General features: G+C 55.7%; 15 protein-coding genes and 3 tRNA genes. 11 read left to right on the forward strand and 7 right to left on the reverse strand.

The window, feature by feature from the left end; all coding sequences use genetic code 11:
* Positions 1-180: 180 nt before the first annotated feature.
* The 4 genes from groL to EQV93_RS00650 all read right to left on the reverse strand — a co-directional run bounded on the left by groL (position 181) and on the right by EQV93_RS00650 (position 3,683).
* Complete coding sequence (gene groL / locus EQV93_RS00635) at positions 181-1,824, reverse strand: chaperonin GroEL (RefSeq protein WP_122784684.1); 1,644 nt, start codon at positions 1,822-1,824, stop codon at positions 181-183.
* A gap of 49 nt (positions 1,825-1,873) precedes the next feature.
* Positions 1,874-2,167 carry a co-chaperone GroES gene (locus EQV93_RS00640; protein ID WP_122784685.1) on the reverse strand — a complete coding sequence of 98 codons (294 nt, stop codon included), beginning with the start codon at positions 2,165-2,167 and terminating at the stop codon, positions 1,874-1,876.
* Between the two features lie 245 nt (positions 2,168-2,412).
* On the reverse strand, positions 2,413-2,886 hold the full coding sequence (locus EQV93_RS00645; RefSeq protein ID WP_122784686.1) for an FxsA family protein: 474 nt from the start codon (positions 2,884-2,886) through the stop codon (positions 2,413-2,415).
* A 71-nt stretch (positions 2,887-2,957) separates the two neighbouring features.
* A complete protein-coding gene (locus EQV93_RS00650; protein WP_122784687.1) occupies positions 2,958-3,683 on the reverse strand; it encodes a HugZ family pyridoxamine 5'-phosphate oxidase in 726 nt (241 codons plus the stop codon).
* A 154-nt stretch (positions 3,684-3,837) separates the two neighbouring features.
* Between EQV93_RS00650 and EQV93_RS00655 the strand changes: the two genes are divergently transcribed.
* Positions 3,838-4,596: an SDR family oxidoreductase gene (locus EQV93_RS00655; protein WP_146384037.1), complete on the forward strand. Its 759-nt coding sequence runs from the start codon at positions 3,838-3,840 to the stop codon at positions 4,594-4,596.
* 51 nt (positions 4,597-4,647) lie between these two features.
* Here EQV93_RS00655 and EQV93_RS00660 read toward each other — a convergent pair whose 3' ends face one another.
* Positions 4,648-5,661 carry a DUF481 domain-containing protein gene (locus tag EQV93_RS00660; RefSeq protein WP_122784689.1) on the reverse strand — a complete coding sequence of 338 codons (1,014 nt, stop codon included), beginning with the start codon at positions 5,659-5,661 and terminating at the stop codon, positions 4,648-4,650.
* A gap of 163 nt (positions 5,662-5,824) precedes the next feature.
* On the opposite strand from EQV93_RS00660, the gene EQV93_RS00665 reads away from it, so the two are divergent.
* From EQV93_RS00665 to EQV93_RS00680, 4 genes are all read left to right on the forward strand, one after another.
* Positions 5,825-6,178 (forward strand): MGMT family protein, encoded by a 354-nt coding sequence (locus tag EQV93_RS00665; RefSeq protein ID WP_122784893.1) that lies wholly within the window; start codon positions 5,825-5,827, stop codon positions 6,176-6,178.
* A 42-nt stretch (positions 6,179-6,220) separates the two neighbouring features.
* Positions 6,221-7,765, forward strand: coding sequence for an AmpG family muropeptide MFS transporter (locus tag EQV93_RS00670; RefSeq protein ID WP_122784690.1), 1,545 nt, complete (start codon positions 6,221-6,223; stop codon positions 7,763-7,765).
* Positions 7,766-7,868: 103 nt separating this feature from the next.
* Positions 7,869-9,584, forward strand: coding sequence for a proline--tRNA ligase (locus EQV93_RS00675; RefSeq protein ID WP_240890714.1), 1,716 nt, complete (start codon positions 7,869-7,871; stop codon positions 9,582-9,584).
* A 17-nt stretch (positions 9,585-9,601) separates the two neighbouring features.
* Positions 9,602-10,555: a hypothetical protein gene (locus tag EQV93_RS00680; protein ID WP_122784692.1), complete on the forward strand. Its 954-nt coding sequence runs from the start codon at positions 9,602-9,604 to the stop codon at positions 10,553-10,555.
* On the opposite strand, the gene dinB is transcribed toward EQV93_RS00680, so the two are convergent.
* Positions 10,552-11,613 (reverse strand): DNA polymerase IV, encoded by a 1,062-nt coding sequence (dinB, locus tag EQV93_RS00685; RefSeq protein WP_122784693.1) that lies wholly within the window; start codon positions 11,611-11,613, stop codon positions 10,552-10,554. The genes EQV93_RS00680 and dinB overlap by 4 nt on opposite strands.
* Positions 11,614-11,900: 287 nt before the next feature.
* Between dinB and EQV93_RS00690 the strand changes: the two genes are divergently transcribed.
* From EQV93_RS00690 to EQV93_RS00710, 5 genes are all read left to right on the forward strand, one after another.
* A tRNA-Met gene (locus tag EQV93_RS00690) sits at positions 11,901-11,977 on the forward strand.
* Between the two features lie 270 nt (positions 11,978-12,247).
* Positions 12,248-12,324, forward strand: a tRNA-Met gene (locus EQV93_RS00695).
* Between the two features lie 161 nt (positions 12,325-12,485).
* Positions 12,486-12,562, forward strand: a tRNA-Met gene (locus tag EQV93_RS00700).
* A gap of 259 nt (positions 12,563-12,821) precedes the next feature.
* Positions 12,822-15,464 (forward strand): bifunctional lysylphosphatidylglycerol flippase/synthetase MprF, encoded by a 2,643-nt coding sequence (mprF, locus tag EQV93_RS00705; protein ID WP_240890715.1) that lies wholly within the window; start codon positions 12,822-12,824, stop codon positions 15,462-15,464.
* The gene (locus tag EQV93_RS00710; RefSeq protein WP_240890716.1) at positions 15,464-16,744 is read left to right on the forward strand and encodes a virulence factor family protein; all 1,281 of its coding nucleotides are present in this window, start codon (positions 15,464-15,466) and stop codon (positions 16,742-16,744) included. The genes mprF and EQV93_RS00710 overlap by 1 nt, the downstream gene beginning before the upstream one ends.
* 641 nt (positions 16,745-17,385) lie before the next feature.
* Here EQV93_RS00710 and EQV93_RS00715 read toward each other — a convergent pair.
* On the reverse strand, positions 17,386-19,287 hold the full coding sequence (locus EQV93_RS00715) for a potassium transporter Kup (RefSeq protein ID WP_122784696.1): 1,902 nt from the start codon (positions 19,285-19,287) through the stop codon (positions 17,386-17,388).
* A gap of 438 nt (positions 19,288-19,725) precedes the next feature.
* Between EQV93_RS00715 and rimO the strand changes: the two genes are divergently transcribed.
* Complete coding sequence (gene rimO, locus EQV93_RS00720; protein WP_240890717.1) at positions 19,726-21,063, forward strand: 30S ribosomal protein S12 methylthiotransferase RimO; 1,338 nt, start codon at positions 19,726-19,728, stop codon at positions 21,061-21,063.
* The last annotated feature ends 49 nt before the right edge of the window (positions 21,064-21,112 follow it).

Here is a 21,112-nt window from a genome sequence, read left to right on the forward strand (position 1 = left end):
CCTCTCCCTCTGGGAGAGGGAGCTGATTTGCGGTGGAACACAGGTTTGAGCATCACCTCGATCAGTCCCCTCTCCCTCTGGGAGAGGGCTAGGGTGAGGGGCTTTTAACCATACATAATCCACAAAAAAGCCCCGCCTGATTACTCAGGCGGGGCTTTTGCGTATCGGGGTAAAGCTGGCTTACATCATGCCGCCCATACCACCCATACCGCCCATGTCTGGCATACCGCCGCCAGCTGGTTTGTCTTCCTGGATCTCAGCGATCATCGCCTCAGTGGTGATCATCAGGCTGGCAATCGACGAAGCCGCTTGCAGAGCCGAACGAGTCACTTTAGCCGGGTCAAGAATACCCATTTCAATCATGTCGCCGTATTCGCCAGTGGCTGCGTTGTAACCGTAGTTACCCGAACCCTGCTTCACTTTGTCGACAACTACGCTTGGCTCGTCACCGGAGTTGGCAACGATCTGGCGAAGAGGTGCTTCAACAGCACGACGCAGCAGAGCAATACCTACGTTCTGATCAGCGTTGTCGCCTTTCAGTTCGGAGATGGCTTGCAGAGCGCGAACCAGTGCCACGCCACCGCCAGGTACCACGCCTTCTTCAACGGCTGCACGGGTAGCGTGCAGGGCGTCTTCAACGCGGGCTTTCTTCTCTTTCATTTCTACTTCAGAACCAGCGCCAACCTTGATCACTGCAACGCCGCCGGACAGTTTGGCCAGACGCTCTTGCAGTTTTTCACGGTCGTAGTCGGAAGTGGTATCAGCCACTTGAGCACGGATCTGAGTAACGCGAGCCTGAATGTCAGCCTCAACGCCAGCACCATCAATGATGGTGGTGTTTTCTTTGGTCACGGTAACGCGTTTGGCATTACCCAGGTGTTCCAGGGTAGCGCTTTCCAGGCTCAGACCGATCTCTTCCGAGATAACAGTACCGCCTGTCAGAACAGCGATGTCCTGCAGCATTGCTTTACGACGATCACCAAAGCCAGGTGCTTTTACAGCAACTACTTTAACGATACCGCGCATGTTGTTCACAACCAGAGTTGCCAAGGCTTCGCCTTCAACATCTTCGCTGACGATCAACAGTGGACGGCCGGCTTTGGCAACGGCTTCCAGTACTGGCAGCAGTTCGCGGATGTTCGAGATTTTTTTGTCAACCAGCAGGATCAGCGGGCCATCAAGCTCGGCTGTCATGGTGTCTGGCTTGTTGACGAAGTACGGGGACAGGTAACCACGGTCAAACTGCATGCCTTCAACAACAGACAGTTCGTTTTCCAGGCCCGAGCCTTCTTCAACAGTGATCACGCCTTCTTTGCCGACTTTTTCCATAGCTTCGGCAATGATGTCGCCGATGGAGCTGTCGGAGTTGGCAGAGATGGTGCCTACCTGAGCGATTGCCTTGCTGTCAGCGCATGGCTTGGCCAGTTGACGCAGCTCTTTGACAATAGCGATGGTCGCTTTGTCGATACCGCGCTTCAGGTCCATCGGGTTCATGCCGGCAGCGACGGCTTTCAGGCCTTCGTTGACGATCGACTGAGCCAGAACGGTCGCAGTAGTAGTACCGTCACCTGCGTCATCGTTGGCACGGGAGGCAACGTCTTTAACCAGCTGCGCGCCCATGTTTTCGAAACGATCTTTCAGCTCGATTTCTTTGGCTACAGAAACGCCGTCCTTGGTGATGGTCGGAGCGCCGAAGCTTTTCTCGATGATCACGTTACGGCCTTTAGGGCCCAGGGTCGCTTTTACTGCGTCAGCCAGGACGTTTACACCGGCCAACATTTTTTTACGGGCGGAGTCGCCGAATTTAACTTCTTTAGCAGCCATGTTCGTTCTTCCTTAAATACTTTGTAGTAACGGGAAAAGGAGCGGGAAATCAGCCTTCAATTACAGCGAGAATCTCGTTCTCAGCCATAACCAACAGGTCTTCGCCGTCGACTTTCACAGTGTTGCTGCCGGAGTAAGGGCCGAACACAACCTTGTCACCCACTTTAACGGCCAGTGCACGCACTTCACCGTTATCCAGAACGCGACCCGAACCAACGGCGATCACTTCACCGCTGTTAGCTTTTTCAGCAGCAGAACCCGGCAGAACGATACCGCCAGCGGTTTTCTTTTCTTCTTCGCTGCGACGGATTACGACGCGGTCATGCAGAGGACGAAGCTTCATTGTCGATCTCTCCTAATTGAGGTGTTCATCGGCCGATGTCAATACCGGCTGGGTTTACAAGTCCGGAAATGCCGGGTGCCATTCGCTTATAGAGAATCGCTGTAAGCAGCGAAACCCTGCGGTGTCCGTTACATAAGGGCGTATCAACTGATTACAAGAGCGCGCCTGTTAATATTTTTTAAAACGTAGCGCCTGCTGAAAGCAAACACGGCACCCTAGGGTGCCGTGTTGTTAATGCCCAAGCCTTACTTGTCGCGGTGTTCGAACTCACCTTCGATCACGTTGGGCTCACGGCTCAACGGCTTGTGGGTACCCGGACGAACGACCGGGTCGAACTCATCGGCAAATGCCCGCTGACGAAGTGCCTGCTCTTCGGCGCGCTTGCGCAGGCGATAGACCAGAAAACGACGCACTGGCGGGAACAGCAACAGCAGACCAGCCACATCACTGATAAAACCTGGCAGTACCAGCAGGCCGCCACCCAAGGCGAGCATCAGGCCTTCGAGCATTTGCTGGGCCGGCAGCTCACCACGATTCAAACTTTCTCGGGCCTTCAGTGCAGTCGCCAATCCGGCAACGCGAACGACCAAAATACCCAGCATGGAGCCAGCAATGATCAGCAACAACGCAGGGAAAAACCCGATAGCGGTGCTGACCTTGAAAAAGACGTACAGCTCTAGCACGGGAAACAACAGAAAGAGCAATAGAAAAGCGCGCATCAAATGATTCCTCTCCGGAAGAATATCTTCCAACCCAGTTTAAATGATGGCGCGCCTCTCTGAATTCAAGGCTAGGCCGTCTGTTTTTTTGGCCACTCACTGGCGCGCGCCAATAAAACCAAGGCCTCCCGCACCTGTGTCGAATTGTTGCAAGGCTCGGGAAAGCCCAACCAGTACAACGCCTCACCTATACGCAGATGCATCCCTTCGCTGTCGATACCGACCATGCGAGCGGGCGCCGTTTTCGGCAGCCCGGCCAGCTCAACATAATGTTCAATGGCATTGGCATGGTCACTGTTCATATGCTCGATCATGCGCGCTTCTGCCGGGCCAGCAAATGGATTGGACAGTGTGATGTTATCCAGCCAGTGAATGGCACCAAAACCACCGATATAACGGTGGCGAACCGGGTTAAGCACCCAAAAATCGAAATTGTGCGCCGTGTCATAGCTACGCGCTTCAGGGAAGTAACGGTAGTAACGCTCAGCGGCAGCCTCAATAGCTACAGTGTCGGTCAATTGTTCGGCTTCAGCCAGGTACGTCAATCGGCCTACAGCCTGTACGTCCTCAGCTCCGCGCTCCCCCATCATTAACGAACACTTTGGGTCTTTGCGCAAATTGTGGGTGTGCTGAGCAATACGGCTGATCAATATCAGCGGTCGTCCTTGCTCATCCAGACAATAAGGTACAACCGACCCAAACGGAAAACCCGGCATGGCTTTGGAGAGCGTAGACAAGGCTCCCCGGTATTCCTTGAGCAGTAATTCTCGTGCATGCTTGGTCGCTTCAACGCTCAACTTATGACTCCTTATAAAAAATCCGTCTAAAACGGACGAGTTCAGGGCTAGCCGTCAACCCGCACTCAGGGCTATGTCTGATAGGCAAACCGCGCAGGCGGCGCAGATCGATAGCCTATAAGGTCTTACTTCTGAATGGCTGCTGAGGGTTCCCATGCAATTAAACGATAAAGTAATCATTATCACTGGCGGCTGCCAAGGGCTAGGTCGTGCCATGGCCGAATATCTGGCGGCCAAAGGCGCAAAACTGGCGTTGATTGACCTCAACCCCGAAAAGCTTGAATTGGCGGTTGCTGCTTGCCAGGCACAGGGTGTCGAGGCGCGCGCTTACCTGTGCAACGTCGCGGACGAAGACCAGGTGACACAGACTATCGGGCAAGTGGCAGAAGATTTCGGCGCGATCCATGGCCTGATCAACAATGCGGGCATTTTACGTGATGGCCTGCTGCTCAAGGTCAAGGATGGCGTGATGACCAAGATGAGCCTGGCCCAATGGCAGGCAGTCATCGACGTCAACCTGACGGGTGTGTTCCTGTGCACTCGCGAGGTGGCCGCGAAAATGGTCGAACTGAACAATCAGGGTGCAATTATCAATATTTCGTCGATCTCGCGCGCCGGTAATGTCGGCCAGACTAACTACTCTGCCGCCAAGGCGGGTGTAGCCGCTGCCACCGTGACGTGGGCTAAAGAGCTGTCGCGCTACGGAATTCGCGTAGCCGGCATTGCACCCGGTTTTATTGAGACCGAAATGACGTTGGGCATGAAGCCCGAAGCGCTGGAAAAGATGACTGCGGGCATACCGCTCAAGCGTATGGGTAAAGTCGAGGAAATTGCCCACTCAGCGGCTTATATTTTCGAAAACGACTACTACAGCGGGCGTATCCTCGAGCTCGATGGCGGGTTGCGGATTTAATCTCAGCTCTACCCCTCAGCGTTGTTCAGACAACACTGAGGGGTAACACCATCACCACATCACGCCAAACCCTGCGGTATAGCGGGTTTTATTCAGCGCGTTATCTGAACCGCTGCCACTGCCGATCAGGTCTTTTTCAGCCTTGAGATTCAGCGAGGCCCACTCGGTGACTTTGTAGCGCAAGCCAATCTCTGCATCCAGGCTGTAATCCGACGCCCCTTCAAGCGGCTTGCCCAATTCACCATTGGTGAAGATCGAAACTGTTTTACCCAACAGATAACGGTTGTAATCCCACTTCATGGCTATCGAATAGAAGTTGTCTTTCTTGCCATCAGAGTATTCATAATCGGTACGATTAAGCAGCCCGCCGAGCGAGAACGCACCTAATTCATCATCCCAAAACTGGTAGCCCGGGCCGGTACCCACGGTGCGTTGACGGGCAATATCTTCAACCTTGTCCCGTGTATAGCCAAGCCGCCCCTGCCAATACCACTTATCGTCAATGAAGTGATCCAAGGCATATTCGGCACTCCAGTTATCCGTGGTCACCACATCATTCTGGAACTCCCGGTTGTACTCACCTTCGGCGTGGTGACGCCAGGCGCCATGCCGGGCCGTCGTTTTGAAGTCGATATCGTAATCATCGGTGTCTTTATCGGCGCGTTTGTAGTCCAGCGCGACATCCACATTACCTTTCCATACCAGATCTTCGATCACCGGCTTGGGCTTGATGATCTGCTCGATACTGGCAAGATCGACGGTTTTAGGCGCTTCGCCGTTGACCAGGGTGACTTTGCCATCTTCGGCGGCTTTGAGCGACTTGGCTTTTTCGCCCGTGTAAGCATCTTGTTTGACCAACAACTCCTGATCGCTTTCCAGCGTCTTTACTTGCTTCCAGTCAATCGGGATAGCACCCGCGTAGTCGGTTTGAACCAACAACTTGCCGCCATCAAACACTTTGATTTTACCGGTAAGACGGTCACCGTTTTTTAACCAGACAGTATCGGCGAGCAAAGGCGTGGACACATTCAAGACAGCTAGGCATAACAGGGTTCTGGACAACATAAACAAATGCGAAACTCAGGTTTGCGAAAGAATGTCGGCATTATCCGTATAGGCATGCCTCAGGCAATAAAGACTGACTGATTCTCGTGTAGTTCATTTCTTGGTCCAATTGACAAAAACGCATTCACCCTCCACTAGTGTCATGAAACATGAAGAATTTGCCATGAGCACTGCCCTCGACTCACCACCAAGCCCGGCTGATATTCGCCGCACAGCGTTGTACTCGACCCTGATGCAAGTGCCCGAAGGCTATGTGGTGACGTATGGTCAACTCGCCGAACTGGCAGGCCTGGGGCGCGCCGCACGCTGGGTGGGACGCACACTCAGCCAGTTGCCTGAAGGGTCGCGTCTGCCCTGGCACCGAGTAGTTGCCGCCGGAGGACGTATCAGCTTGCCCGCAGGTAGCCCCTCCGGCGACGAACAACGTGCGCGATTGCGCAGTGAAGGGGTGAACGTTTCAAACAGTCGTGTGGATTTACGTCGCCATGGGTGGCGCCCGATAGAGCACTGCGGTTAGAGTGCGCCCTTTGTTTCCGTAATCAGAGGCAGACTCGAGTCCATGCCCCGTAAAACCTGGCGCGAAGCGCTAGCTGCCTATTCCAGCCCCTCAACCCTTGTGCTGTTACTGCTCGGCTTTGCCGCCGGTTTGCCGTACATGTTGGTGTTTTCAACACTCTCCGTTTGGTTGCGTGAAGCCGGTGTGGCCCGCGAAACTATCGGCTATGCGAGCCTGATCGGTCTGGCCTACGCCTTTAAATGGGTGTGGTCGCCGCTGCTCGACCAATGGCGCTTGCCGCTACTGGGTAAACTCGGACGGCGCCGTTCCTGGCTGGTACTCGCGCAAACGCTAGTGATCCTCGGCCTTATTGGCATGGGTTTCTGCGACCCGCAAAAGCATTTGTCATGGCTTATAGCCATTGCCGTTATCGTGTCGTTTGCCTCTGCGACGCAGGACATTGCCGTTGACGCCTACCGACTGGAGATTGCCGACGACAGCCGTCAGGCTGCCCTTGCTGCCAGTTACATGTCTGGTTATCGCGTTGCCGCCTTGCTGGCCACTGCCGGTGCATTGTTTTTTGCCGAAGGCTTCGGGTCTACAGGCTTTGACTATAAGCACTCGGCATGGACTGGCACCTATGTGCTGTTTGGTTTGTTGATGGTTCCGGCGTTGTTGACCACGTTTTTCATGCGCGAACCGCCGGTCCCATTGCGCACTCAGCTGTCTGCCGGGCGCTACAGTTTTGCCCACCAACTGGCATCGGTTTTCGTATTGATCGTACTGCTGGTGTCCGTGCCTGCCATGTTCACCCAGTTGTACAACACCGACTTCGCCAGCGTGCTTTTCGAGGGCGTGAGCCCGGTAAATCTGGTGCTTGAGGACCGTGCTTTTCTAAGGGCCATCCTCTACACACTGCTCACCGTTCTATGCCTGTCTTCAATGGGGCGCCGCGGCTTGGCCCCCGTTCTGACACCGGTTAACGACTTTATCTTGCGTTACCGCTGGCAAGCCCTGCTGCTGCTCGGTCTGATCGCCACTTACCGCATGTCTGATACGGTCATGGGCGTGATGGCCAACGTGTTTTACATCGACCAAGGCTTTACCAAGGATCAAATTGCCGGTGTCAGCAAGATTTTCGGCTTGATCATGACGCTTGTTGGGGCGGGTATGGGGGGGCTGCTCATCGTTCGTTTCGGCATCCTGCCTATTCTGTTGATCGGCGGCGCAGCCTCGGCGGGCACCAACCTGCTATTTATGCTGCTGGCTGACATGGGGCCCAATCTGCAAATGCTGATTGTCACCATCTCACTCGACAACTTTAGCTCGGGCCTCGCGACATCTGCGTTTGTGGCGTACTTGTCCAGCCTGACCAACCTGAAGTTTTCGGCCACCCAATATGCACTGCTCAGTTCGATCATGCTGCTGTTGCCGCGCCTGATGGGGGGTTACTCAGGCGTTCTGGTCGAGAAATTCGGTTACCACAACTTTTTCATCATCACCGCCGTCATGGGCGTGCCGACCTTGCTACTGATCAGCCTGCACTGGTTTCAGGAAAGCCGCCGGGCCCGCCTGAACCCGCCAGTCAATCTCGAAAAAACACCGTAAAAATCGGGGAGAGCCTCTCTCCCCGCCCCGCCCTGTACGCAGACACCTCTCGCCCGTACAATGCCAAGCTATTTCCAGTCATCAGCAACGGCACCGGCTAACCATGCGCACCAGTCAATATTTGCTCGCCACACAGAAAGAAACGCCTTCGGACGCGGTCGTTATCAGCCACCAGCTGATGCTGCGCGCCGGCATGATTCGTAAACTTGCTTCCGGCCTGTACACCTGGCTGCCCATGGGCTTGCGCATCATGCGCAAGGTCGAAGCCATTGTTCGCGAAGAAATGAACGCTGCTGGCGCTCTGGAAGTGCTGATGCCGAGCATTCAACCGGCTGAATTGTGGCAAGAGTCCGGCCGCTGGGAAGAATACGGCCCCGAGCTGTTGCGCCTCAAAGATCGCCACGGTCGTGAGTTCTGCGTAGGGCCGACCCACGAAGAAGTCATCACCGACCTGTGCCGCAACGAGTTGAACAGCTACAAACAGCTGCCTATCAACCTGTACCAGATCCAGACCAAATTCCGTGATGAGATCCGCCCTCGCTTCGGCTTGATGCGCGGTCGCGAATTCATCATGAAGGATGCCTATTCGTTTCATACCGACGAGGCTTCGCTGCAAATCACTTATGACCGCATGCACCAGGCTTACTGCAACATTTTCTCCCGCCTGGGCCTTAACTTCCGCCCAGTAGAAGCCGACAACGGCTCCATCGGCGGCGCTGGCTCCCATGAATTCCACGTATTGGCCGAGTCCGGCGAAGACGACATCGCCTTCAGCAATGCTTCGGATTACGCCGCCAACATCGAAAAAGCCGAAGCGGTACCACGCGAAACTTCACGCGCTGCGGCGACCGAAGAGCTGCGCCTGATCGACACGCCTGATGCCAAAACCATCGTGCAATTGGTAGAAGGCTACAACCTGCCAATCGAAAAAACGGTCAAGACCCTGATCGTTCACGCGGCCGAAGAAGGCAAGTTGATCGCACTGGTGATCCGTGGCGATCATGAACTCAACGAAATCAAGGCCGGTAACCATCCTTTGGTGGCTAGCCCGCTGACCATGGCTTCTGATGCCGAACTGCGCGACGCGATCGGCGCCGGCGCTGGCTCTTTGGGCCCGCTGAACCTGCCGCTGCCGTGCATTATCGACCGTTCGGTCGAGCTGATGAGCGACTTTGGCGTTGGCGCCAACATCGACGACAAACACTACTTCGGCGTGAACTGGGAACGTGACCTGCCTGTTCCGACTGTTGCCGACTTGCGTAACGTAGTGGCTGGCGACCCAAGCCCGGACGGTAAAGGCACGCTGGAAATCAAGCGCGGCATTGAAGTCGGTCACATCTTCCAGCTGGGCACCAAATACAGCGAAGCGATGAAGTGTCAGGTACTGGGTGAGAACGGCAAACCCGTCACACTGGCAATGGGCTGCTATGGCATAGGCGTATCCCGCGTGGTCGCTGCTGCCATCGAGCAGAACAACGACGAGCGCGGCATTATCTGGAGCGACGCACTGGCTCCGTTCCAAGTGGCACTGGTGCCATTGCGCTACGAAACAGAAGCCGTTCGCGAAGCCACTGACGCCCTGTATGCCCAACTGACCGCTGCCGGTTTTGAAGTGCTGCTGGACGACCGCGACAAGAAAACTAGCCCAGGCATCAAGTTCGCCGACATGGAGCTGATCGGTATCCCGCACCGGATCGTCGTCAGCGACCGCGGCCTGGCCGAAGGCAACCTGGAATACAAGAGCCGCACCGAAGCAGAGCCGCAAGCACTGCCCGTTGCTGACGTGCTGGCCTTCCTTCAGGCGCGTATCAGTCGCTGAATCCAGATAGAGACACCATGTTCAATCGACACACCTTGACCCTCGGGGGCGCCGCCATGTGCGGCGCCCTGCTGCTGAGCGGCTGCGCCAATCACATGTCGCAACGTAGCGAGCACGAGGAGCGCATTGAGCGCAAACTGCTCGCCCATAACTTGCAGATCGATGTCGGCTCGCCATCAGTGCTGGAGCTGCCGCAACGCCGTGTGCGCATCAATGAGCAAAAGACCTTTGAGGTCACTGAGTTCGATGTCACGCGCCATTACGACAGGTACACACCCTATCAACCCTGGCGCGAGGTCTATGAGATTCCGCTGGGTGCAGTAGCGATCGTCGCCGGCGTGGGCGCCAATGTGCTTAACGTCTTTATGTTCGGGCAATTACCGGACAGCGTGACGAAAGACTGGATCAGTTACGGTTTTGCCGGCATCAACCCGGCCATGAACGTTCAGTCCCATGGCCGTGCCGAACAAAATCTGGCGGGAATTGACGATATTCAACGCGACAAGCGGCTCGAGAACTCAAGCTTGCCTTGGGCAGAACGGCCGGTCATGGTCAAGGCTGGCTCGCAAAGCCACGAAATGACGACGGACCGTAACGGCGTGCTTCGCCTCAACTTGCTGGACAGCCCTTTTGCCGAGCAGGATTTGAACCGCATCCGCACCCTGACGATTGCGGTTGAAGATGCGCAGGACGAAACACACTCCGATTCCACACTGTCGATCAGCCACACGCTGCGTACAAAACTGCTCGAAGCGCACAACCTGATTTATGACGACCTGGAGGGCGACGACGTCAACCAATGGGTTCACCGGGTCAAGCGCCTCTCAGAATTGGGGCTGGAAGAAGAAGCCAGCGAACTGGAGCAAAGCCTGATCGAACTCACACGCAACGACCCCGAGTTACAACGTGAGTTCTTGCAGTCACTGACCCAGAAAGCCGGTCGATTGGTGGCAGACCCCGGCGTCAGCTAACGCCCGAACAGCTCCAACTGTTCATGGCCACCGCTCAAATCGTGTAACCGCACGCCAAGCCCCAACAACCGGACGGGCTTGGCACCGCGGGCAAACGCCTGACTTAACAACCCCTCGTAACTCTCAAGATCGCGACCGGCACCCGACTGCTCAAGCGTGGTCTGAGTAAAATCGTGGAACTTCACTTTGACGAATGGCTTGCCGGGACGGTAACTGCTACCGATGCGGTCAATCCGTCGATTCAGGGTTTCAAGCAACTCCGGTACTTTTTTAAGGCACGTCGCCAGATCGGGCAAATCCGTGTCGTAGGTGTTCTCCACACTTACGGATTGCCTGCGACTATCACTTTGTACCTGACGCTCATCTATCCCGCGCGCCAACCCCCACAAACGCTCACCGAAACTGCCGAATTCCCGCACCAGCGCCAATTTGTTCCAATCGCGAAGATCAAGACAGGTTTCAATGCCCAAACGCGCCAGCTTGTCAGCTGTGACCTTGCCTACGCCGTGCAGCTTGTTAACAGCCAAGGCCGATACGAAGTCGTCCACCTGATCCGGGGTAATAACGAACAAGCCATTGGGCTTTTTCCAGTCGCTGGCAATCTTGGCGAGGAATTTGTTTGGCGCCACCCCCGCCGACACGGTGATATGGAGCTGGTTGGAAACCCGACGCCGGATGTCTTGGGCAATCCGCGTCGCACTCCCAGCGAAGTGCGAGCTATCCGATACATCCAGATAAGCCTCATCAAGGGACAGCGGCTCAATCAGCTCAGTGTAATCACGCAAAATGCCATGAATCTCTTTGGAGGCTTCTTTATAGGCCTCCATTCGACCGCTCACGATCACCAAGTCAGGGCATAGTTTGAGCGCATGACGGGACGCCATGGCCGAACGTACACCGTAAGCCCGCGCTTCATAGTTGCACGTTGAGATCACGCCCCGTCGGTCAGCCGAGCCACCCACCGCCATTGGCTTGTTCGCCAGGCTCGGGTCATCACGCATCTCAATTGCGGCATAGAAACAGTCACAGTCAACGTGGATGATTTTGCGCTGCGTCATGTAGGGCGGTGTTCTTAGAAGGAAAGGCAATGCAGATCGCCAGTATGTCACCGGCAACTGTATATAGCACCAGTAGTCTTATTTCTGCCCGACGAGCGTAGGAAATTTAACTGATTTATTTGATTTTTTAATCGAATATACCTGGCCTATAGAGCCAAACCCTATACAGGGCAAGGGCTGCGGCCATGTTTATGGCTGCAAAAGATCCTAACTGATTGAAGCAGAACGCTATTTTAGAAATTAACGTTTGACAGCACTGCGTATCGCTGTAGAATCCACCCCACAGACGCGGGATGGAGCAGTCTGGTAGCTCGTCGGGCTCATAACCCGAAGGTCGTCGGTTCAAATCCGGCTCCCGCAACCAAACATTAAAAGGCTACTCGAAAGAGTGGCCTTTTTTGTGCGCGTTTGTTTTGTAGCACCACCCTGCTTTAGAGGCCCGCCCCAATTCCAGCGGTGTGCGCAAATCCTGCATTTGCCTTTTTATCGTATCGCCAGACGCTGACGAGGACGACGCATGACAGGCCCGGAGAGTCGCGAAGCCACCCTGCACGCACTATTCGCACCTTATTTAACTGTTTTGTGGATTAAAGGTTGACTCCCCTGCTCATCACTGTAAAGTGCGCCCCACAGACGCGGGATGGAGCAGTCTGGTAGCTCGTCGGGCTCATAACCCGAAGGTCGTCGGTTCAAATCCGGCTCCCGCAACCAAACATTAAAAGGCTGCTCGAAAGAGTGGCCTTTTTTGTGCGCGCGTGTTTTTCACGACAACTGCCCTACCAGGCCCTCAAGCATTAAAACCGCATATTTCAATCACTTACGTGATTTAAGCTTGACACCTCATCGATCCTCTGTAGAATCCACCCCACAGACGCGGGATGGAGCAGTCTGGTAGCTCGTCGGGCTCATAACCCGAAGGTCGTCGGTTCAAATCCGGCTCCCGCAACCAAACATCAAAAAAGGCTACTCGAAAGAGTGGCCTTTTTTGTGCGTGCTCGAAAAGTACAATGCAGACGTTTATTGACAATAAACGTCATATTTCTGAAAGTCCGGCAGGCTATGCTGAGCGATCACATTTACCTATTTTTCACACACCTAACCTGAACATCAGGCAAACAGCTGCAAGTATTTCAAATTATTTTGACCAAAAGGATTGGTAACTTGAGTCTATGCCTCCATCCTATCGCGCACGATCCACGAGGTGATTGATGCCCGATAATTCGCCAGAACCCATAGAAGCCGTTACAGCTACCCACCCCATTGCCGCAACACGCTTGCGCTGGCTGGACTTGCTGAGCAAATACCGCCAACCCATTGGCCTCGCACTGACCCTTCTGCTGTTTGCAATAGCATTGATCGCTTGTCGTCATTTGTTAAGCGAACTGGATCTCTACGCCCTGCAAGACTCCCTTCAGGAAGTCCCCAAGCCCGCCCTTCTCGGCGCCTTGGCTGCGACTGCCGTGGGGTTTTTGATACTGCTTGGGTATGAGTGGTCTGCCAGTCGTTATGCGGGTGTCAAATTGCCCGCCAAAACGTTGGCCTTTGGCGGGTTTACCGCTTTTGCCATCGGCAATGCCATCGGCTTGTCATTGTTGTCTGGCGGATCAGTGCGCTATCGCCTTTACGCACGCTTTGGCGTAGGGGCTTCTGAAGTTGCTCACATGACGCTGTTTGCCAGCCTGTCACTGGGGTGCGCATTACCGCCTCTGGCTGCACTCGCAACGCTGAGCAATCTGCCTGCAGCTTCGACGGCCCTAAACATTCCTGAATGGGTATTAGGCTCAGTCGCTTTTGCCATACTCGCGCTGTTTGCGTTACTGGCACTGGGCATTTACCGCCGCCGCCTGCCCGAGCAACCCATTCCGGACAATCTGCTGGTAAAGGCCGGACGGCGCACCCTTCGGTTACCCAGCCCCCGCTTGACCTTGCTGCAACTGGTGATTACTGCGCTGGACGTCGCGGCTGCGGCCACAGTGCTGTACTTACTGCTGCCTGAAGCGCCACCATTCGGTCCATTCCTGCTGGTTTATCTGCTGGCACTGGCCGCTGGCGTTCTCAGCCACGTGCCTGGCGGCGTCGGTGTTTTTGAAGCTATCTTGCTCGCCGCATTCGCCGACAAACTGGGTGCGGCACCCCTGGCGGCCGCGTTGCTGCTGTACCGCATTATTTACGTGATTTTGCCGCTACTGATCGCGTGCTTCATGCTGCTGCTCAATGAAGCTCAGCGATTGATCCATACCCGACAAAGCTTGCGGGTGGCATCCGGATTGGCAGCACCGATTCTGTCCGTACTGGTCTTTATGTCTGGCATCGTGCTGCTGTTTTCAGGCGCGACGCCCGAAATTGATACACGCCTTGAACACATAGGGTTTCTGATCCCCCATCGCTTGATCGATGCCTCGCACTTCGGCGCGAGCCTGATCGGCGTACTCTGTCTATTGCTGGCTCAGGGCCTGAGACGACGCCTGTCGGCCGCCTGGATGCTGACCACTATTCTCCTGCTGGTCGGCGCCGTGCTGTCCCTGCTGAAGGGTTTTGACTGGGAAGAAGCCACCATTCTGGTACTGACTGCCAGCCTGCTGGGATTGTTTCGCCGCTCATTCTACCGCCCGAGCCGACTGACCGAACTGCCCTTTTCGCCGCTGTATCTGGTGTCCAGTATCTGTGTGCTAGGCGCTTCTATCTGGCTATTGCTGTTCGCCTATCAAGATGTTCCTTACAGCCATCAACTGTGGTGGCAGTTCACCCTCGACTCGGATGCGCCCCGCGGCCTGCGCTCACTGCTGGGTGCCGCCGTGCTGCTGGTGATCGTATCGCTCACCTGGCTGCTGCGCACCGCACGCCCGGTCATCCACTTGCCGGATGCCGGTGAGTTGGAGAAAGCCGCAAAAATCATCCTGACCTCTGATCAGCCCGATGGTGGTCTGGCCTTGACGGGCGATAAGACACTGCTGTTTCACCCTGATGACAACGCCTTCCTGATGTACGCACGTCGAGGACGCAGCCTGGTTGCGCTGTATGACCCGATTGGGCCGCCTCAGCAACGGGCCGAACTGATCTGGCAATTCCGCGACCTGTGTGATGTCTATCATGCTCGCCCCGTGTTCTATCAGGTTCGCGCCGAAAACCTGCCGTTCTATATGGACATCGGCCTGACCGCGATCAAGCTGGGAGAAGAGGCCCGGGTGGACCTGCATCGATTTGATCTCGACGCCAAAGGCAAAGAGATGAAAGACCTGCGCTATACCTGGAACCGCGGCACTCGCGATGGCCTGTCGCTGGAAATCCATGAGCCGGGTGAGGCGCCAATGGCCGAACTCAAGGTGATTTCCGATGCGTGGCTGACGGGCAAGAATGTGCGCGAAAAGGGCTTCTCGCTAGGGCGTTTCAATGAGGACTACATCAAGCATTTTCGCGTGGCGATTATTCGCTTCGAAGGAAAACCGGTGGCTTTTGCCAACCTGCTCGAGACCCACAGCCATGAACTGTCGAGCCTCGACCTGATGCGCGCCCACCCGCAAGCCCCAAAACTGACCATGGAATTCATGATGGTCGGCCTGATTCAGCATTATAAGAAGCATGGATACGCACGATTCAGCCTTGGCATGGTGCCCCTGTCTGGCCTGCAACCCCGCCGTGGCGCGCCACTGACCCAGCGCTTGGGGTCAATGTTGTTCCAGCGTGGTGAGCACTTGTACAACTTCCAGGGTTTGCGCCGCTTCAAAGACAAATTCCAGCCTGACTGGGAACCTCGTTATATGGCCGTGCCCGCCGGACTTGATCCACTGGTGGCTCTGGCCGACACTGCCGCCCTGATTGCAGGCGGCTTGACTGGATTGGTGAAACGTTAATGAAACATCGTTCCTGGCGGTTTTTATGGCTTGCATTGGTTGTTCTGGTCGCGCTCGCCGCTGGCGGCTATTGGTGGTGGAATCGCCCCGCCCCCGAACCCACCGTTGAACACCTGACTCAAACCGACGGCTCGACCCTGACCAATGTGACACCCGGCCAGAAGGCCCAAGCCCGCGTGATTATCGCAACGCCGGCCGAAGAGGCACTGACCGACAAACAACTCACGGCGTTAAGCCGTGGTGGTAAAGCGCAACTGGTGCAAGTGATCCTGCCCAAAGATGATTGCACCCTGCAGCAGCAAGCACTGCAAACGGCACTGCAACAACTTAAGGGCCCTGCCACGCTGGTTAGCGGCATTGGCCCAGGGGCAACCCTGGCTTGGCGCTGGTTAGTTGAACAGGCCAACGATAAGGCCCAGGCAGTGTCGGTGGGTTTCAAGCTGGAAGACCCTGCTTGTAGCCTGCCCGTGCCGAAATCCGCAGCTCACGGCAACTGGCTGGTGGCCTGGAACGACAACCCTGACGACCCCAGTGCAGCCTTTGTGCGCGATCAGCCCAATGCGCAAACCAGCATCAGCGATTACGACATTCACTTCCCACAAGTGTTGAGCAACGAACTGCGCAAAATTCTGGTGGGCGATGACAATGGCGGGCTGAGCATGCCTGTGGTTGAAGTCCCGGCTGGTCAGCAAAACAGCACTGTCACGCTATTTCTGTCGGGCGATGGCGGTTGGCGTGATCTGGATCGCGATGTGGCCGGGGAAATGGCAAAGATCGGTTACCCGGTCGTCGGCATCGACATGCTGCGTTATTACTGGCAGCACAAGACGCCCGAGCAAAGCGCCACCGACCTTACCGAACTGATGCAACACTACCGCCAGAAGTGGGGCACTCAGCGCTTTGTGCTGGTTGGCTATTCGTTTGGCGCGGACGTATTGCCTGCCACCTACAACCGTTTGCCCGAAGCCGAACAGAATCGTGTGGACGCCATCATGCTGCTGGCCTTTGCCCGCAGTGGCAGCTTTGAGATACATGTTGATGGCTGGCTGGGTAAAGCTGGTGCTGAAGCTGATACCGGCGAAGAAATGTCCAAACTGCCTGCCAACAAAGTGGTGTGCATCTATGGGGCAGAAGAAGTCGATGAAAGCGGCTGCACGGCCAAGACAGCGGTAGGCGAAAGCCTGAAGCTGCCGGGCGGGCATCACTTTGACGAGAACTATCCGGCGCTGGCTCAGCGTCTGGTTGACCTGATCAAGAAGCATCAAGTGACACCGGAGTAAAGGCCGACCCTCACCCCAGCCCTCTCCCAGAGGGAGAGGGAGCTTGATTGTGGTGTTGCGCAAATCTGCTTTTGCTTTTAGTCCCCTCTCCCTCTGGGAGAGGGAGCTTGATTGTGGTGTAGCTCAAATCTGCTTTTGCTTTTAGTCCCCTCTCCCTCTGGGAGAGGGGGCTTGATTGTGGTGTAGCTCAAATCTGCTTTTGCTTTTAGTCCCCTCTCCCTCTGGGAGAGGGGGCTTGATTGTGGTGTTGCCCAAATCTGCTTTTGCTTTTAGTCCCCTCTCCCTCTGGGAGAAGGAGCTTGATTGTGGTGTAGCCCACATCAGCTTTTGCTTTTAGTCCCCTCTCCCTCTGGGAGAGGGAGCTTGATTGTGGTGTAGCTCAAATCTGCTTTTGCTTTTAGTCCCCTCTCCCTCTGGGAGAAGAAGCTTGATTGTGGTGTAGCTCAAATCTGCTTTTGCTTTTAGTCCCCTCTCCCTCTGGGAGAAGGAGCTTGATTGTGGTGTAGCCCACATCAGCTTTTGCTTTTAGTCCCCTCTCCCTCTGGGATAGGGAGCTTGATTGTGGTGTAGCTCAAATCTGCTTTTGCTTTTAGTCCCCTCTCCCTCTGGGAGAGGGTTAGGGTGAGGGGCTTTGGCCTTTTCTACATTTCCACCTGAGTCCCGAGTTCAATCACCCGGTTGACCGGCAATTTGAAGAACCGAAGGTTGCCGTTAGCGTTCTTCAACATAAAACCGAACAACGCTTCGCGCCAACGCGCCATGCCCACCAATTTGGACGCAATCACTGTTTCGCGGCTCAGAAAGTAAGTCGTGCGCATCGGATTGAAATCCAACTCTTCGAGGTGGCACAGCTTCAACGCTTGCGGCACATCCGGCTCGTCCATAAAGCCAAAGTGCAGGATCACCCGGAAGAACCCTTCGCCATACGCATCCACTTCAAAACGCTGCGCCGCCGGAACCCTTGGCGTGTCTTCGTTGACCACCGTCAACAACACCACCTGCTCATGCAATACCTGGTTATGCAACAGGTTGTGCAATAACGCATGAGGTACCGCATCAGGGCGGGCGGTCAAAAATACGGCCGTGCCCTGAACGCGATGAGGCGGCTGAACACGGATACTGCTGATGAACAACGGTAACGGCAGCGCATTTTCATCCAGGCGATCCACCAGCAACTGTTTGCCGCGTCGCCAGGTGGTCATCAGGATAAACAGCACAATCCCCGCCAGTACCGGAAACGCACCGCCCTGAACGATTTTCGGCACGTTGGCAGCAAAGAACAGTCCGTCCACCAACAAAAAGCCGATCAACACCGGCACCGCCAATACGGGTGGCCATTTCCACAGCAACAACATGACGGCGGACACCAGAATACTGGTGATCAACATGGTGCCGGTGACGGCCACGCCGTAGGCCGAAGCCAGCGCACCTGACGACTCAAAACCCAGCACCAGCAGAATGACCCCGACCATCAACGACCAGTTCACCGCACCAATATAAATCTGCCCTTGCTCGGCGCTGGACGTGTGCTGAATGTGCATGCGCGGGATATAACCCAGCTGAATGGCTTGGCGGGTCAACGAGAAGGCGCCCGAAATGACCGCCTGGGACGCAATCACGGTCGCCAGCGTGGACAGGACCACCAACGGGATCAACGCCCAACTTGGCGCCAGCAAATAGAACGGGTTGCGTGCCGCCTCAGGGTTTTCCAGTAACAGGGCACCCTGCCCGAAGTAGTTGAGCACCAGCGCAGGCAGTACCAGAACAAACCAGGCACGGGCAATCGGCTTGCGCCCAAAGTGCCCCATGTCAGCGTATAGCGCTTCAGCACCGGTCAGCGCCAGCACCACGGCCCCTAAAATGGCGACGCCCATGCCAGGATGAGAGACAAAGAAACGCACGCCCCACACGGGGTTCAGCGCATTCAACACTTGCGGATGTTGAAGGATGCCGTGAATACCCAACCCCGCCAGCACCACAAACCACAGCACCATGATCGGGCCGAACAACTTGCCCAACGTTGCCGTGCCCCGGCGTTGAATCAAGAACAGCGCCACCAGCACTATCAGAGCCAGAGGGACGACCCAACGGTCCAGACCGCTAAAGGCCAGTTCAAGCCCTTCAACGGCGGACAAAACCGAGATCGCCGGGGTAATCATGCTGTCGCCGTAAAACAGCGAGGCGCCCACCAACCCCAGTATCACCAACACTGAGCGTAACTTGGGATAAGGCGAGGCTGCGCGTCGCGCCAGCGCCGTCAGCGCCATGATGCCGCCCTCGCCTTCGTTGTCCGCGCGCAGGATGAACAGCACGTATTTGATCGAGACAACCCAGATCAGCGACCAGAAGATCAGCGCCAAAATGCCGAAGACCCCATCGTGATTGACTTGAACGCCATACCCGCCGGAAAACACTTCTTTGAGGGTGTACAACGGACTGGTACCGATATCGCCATACACCACACCAACGGCGGCAACCAGCATGCCAATGGGCTTTGCTGTTGAATGACCGTGTTCCGCTGCCTGACTGCTGACCTGCCCCATCAACCACTCCTACGACTCAAGACCGTATTTCATAAACCAGAGCGATGCATTTACAAACAGCATGCACTGATTTTCTGACTATTAGCGACGACACTTTCCCGCACAAACTCGGCAGTAAAATACGCTGATTCCGCGACGGCGCGCAGCATAGCGCAGCACTCGTCGCAAATCCCCGTTTAACGCTGGTCAAGCGCGGTTCCCGTAGCTAGAATTGCGCACTTTTTTACATTAGAGGCGCACTAGGGTCTGTGCGAAATGTTTTCGAGCGAAGGTTAGGCAAGGCGAAAACAGGCGAGGAAGCGGAGTTAACGTTGAGCATTCCGAGCCTGTTTTTAACGCCGCATAACCGAGCGCAGATACATTTCGTACAGAGCCTAAGCGCCCGTTCGTCGTGCAGCCTTTACGGGCATGTAACGTCACTACATACCGAGGTTCGCCATGTCCACCGTTACCAAGCCAGCCAACCCTAAGGTCGGGTTTGTTTCTCTGGGTTGCCCAAAAGCCCTTGTCGACTCCGAACGCATCCTGACGCAGCTGCGCATGGAAGGCTACGATGTTGTTTCCACCTACCAGGACGCTGATGTCGTGGTGGTCAACACGTGCGGCTTTATCGACAGCGCCAAGGCTGAATCGCTGGAAGTCATCGGCGAAGCCATCAAGGAAAACGGCAAGGTCATCGTTACCGGCTGCATGGGCGTTGAAGAAGGTGCTATTCGCAACGTTCACCCTAGCGTTTTGGCCGTAACCGGCCCGCAGCAGTACGAGCAAGTCGTCAACGCCGTTCACGAAGTCGTGCCGCCACGTCAGGATCACAACCCGCTGATCGACCTGGTGCCACCACAAGGCATCAAGCTGACACCGCGCCACTATGCCTACCTGAAAATTTCCGAAGGCTGTAACCACAGCTGCAGCTTCTGCATCATCCCTTCCATGCGCGGTAAATTGGTCAGCCGCCCGGTCGGTGACGTGCTTGATGAGGCCCAGCGTCTGGTCAAATCCGGCGTTAAAGAGCTGCTGGTGATTTCTCAGGACACCAGCGCTTATGGCGTCGACGTAAAGTACCGCACCGGTTTCTGGAACGGCGCGCCGGTTAAAACCCGCATGACAGAGCTGTGCGAAGCACTCAGCACCCTGGGCGTATGGGTGCGCCTGCACTACGTTTACCCGTACCCGCACGTTGACGAGCTGATCCCGCTGATGGCGGCCGGCAAAATCCTGCCGTACCTGGACATTCCTTTCCAGCACGCCAGCCCCAAAGTGCTCAAGGCCATGAAGCGCCCGGCTTTTGAAGACAAGACCCTGGCTCGCATCAAGAACTGGCGCGTAATCTGCCCCGACCTGATCATCCGTTCGACCTTTATTGTCGGCTTCCCGGGCGAGACCGAAGAAGACTTCCAATACCTGCTCGACTGGTTGACCGAAGCACAGCTCGATCGCGTTGGCTGCTTCCAGTACTCGCCAGTAGAAGGTGCGCCCGCCAACTTGCTGGATGCCGCCATCGTGCCGGATGACGTCAAGCAAGATCGCTGGGAGCGCTTTATGGCTCACCAACAGGCCATCAGTGCAGCCCGCCTGCAACTGAAGATCGGCAAGGAAATCGAAGTGCTGATCGACGAAGTGGACGAGCAAGGCGCTGTGGGTCGTTGCTTCTTCGACGCCCCGGAAATCGACGGCAACGTATTTATCGCCACCGAGAAAGACATCAAGCCCGGCGACAAAATCATGTGCCGCGTGACCGACGCCGACGAGTACGATCTGTGGGCTGAAGCGATCTAAACTGCTAATGCTTGCGAAAAAAAGCCCTGCCGTGCTCACGACAGGGCTT

This window comes from Pseudomonas sp. TMW22091 (assembly GCF_022496705.1).
Lineage (GTDB): Bacteria > Pseudomonadota > Gammaproteobacteria > Pseudomonadales > Pseudomonadaceae > Aquipseudomonas > Aquipseudomonas saxonica.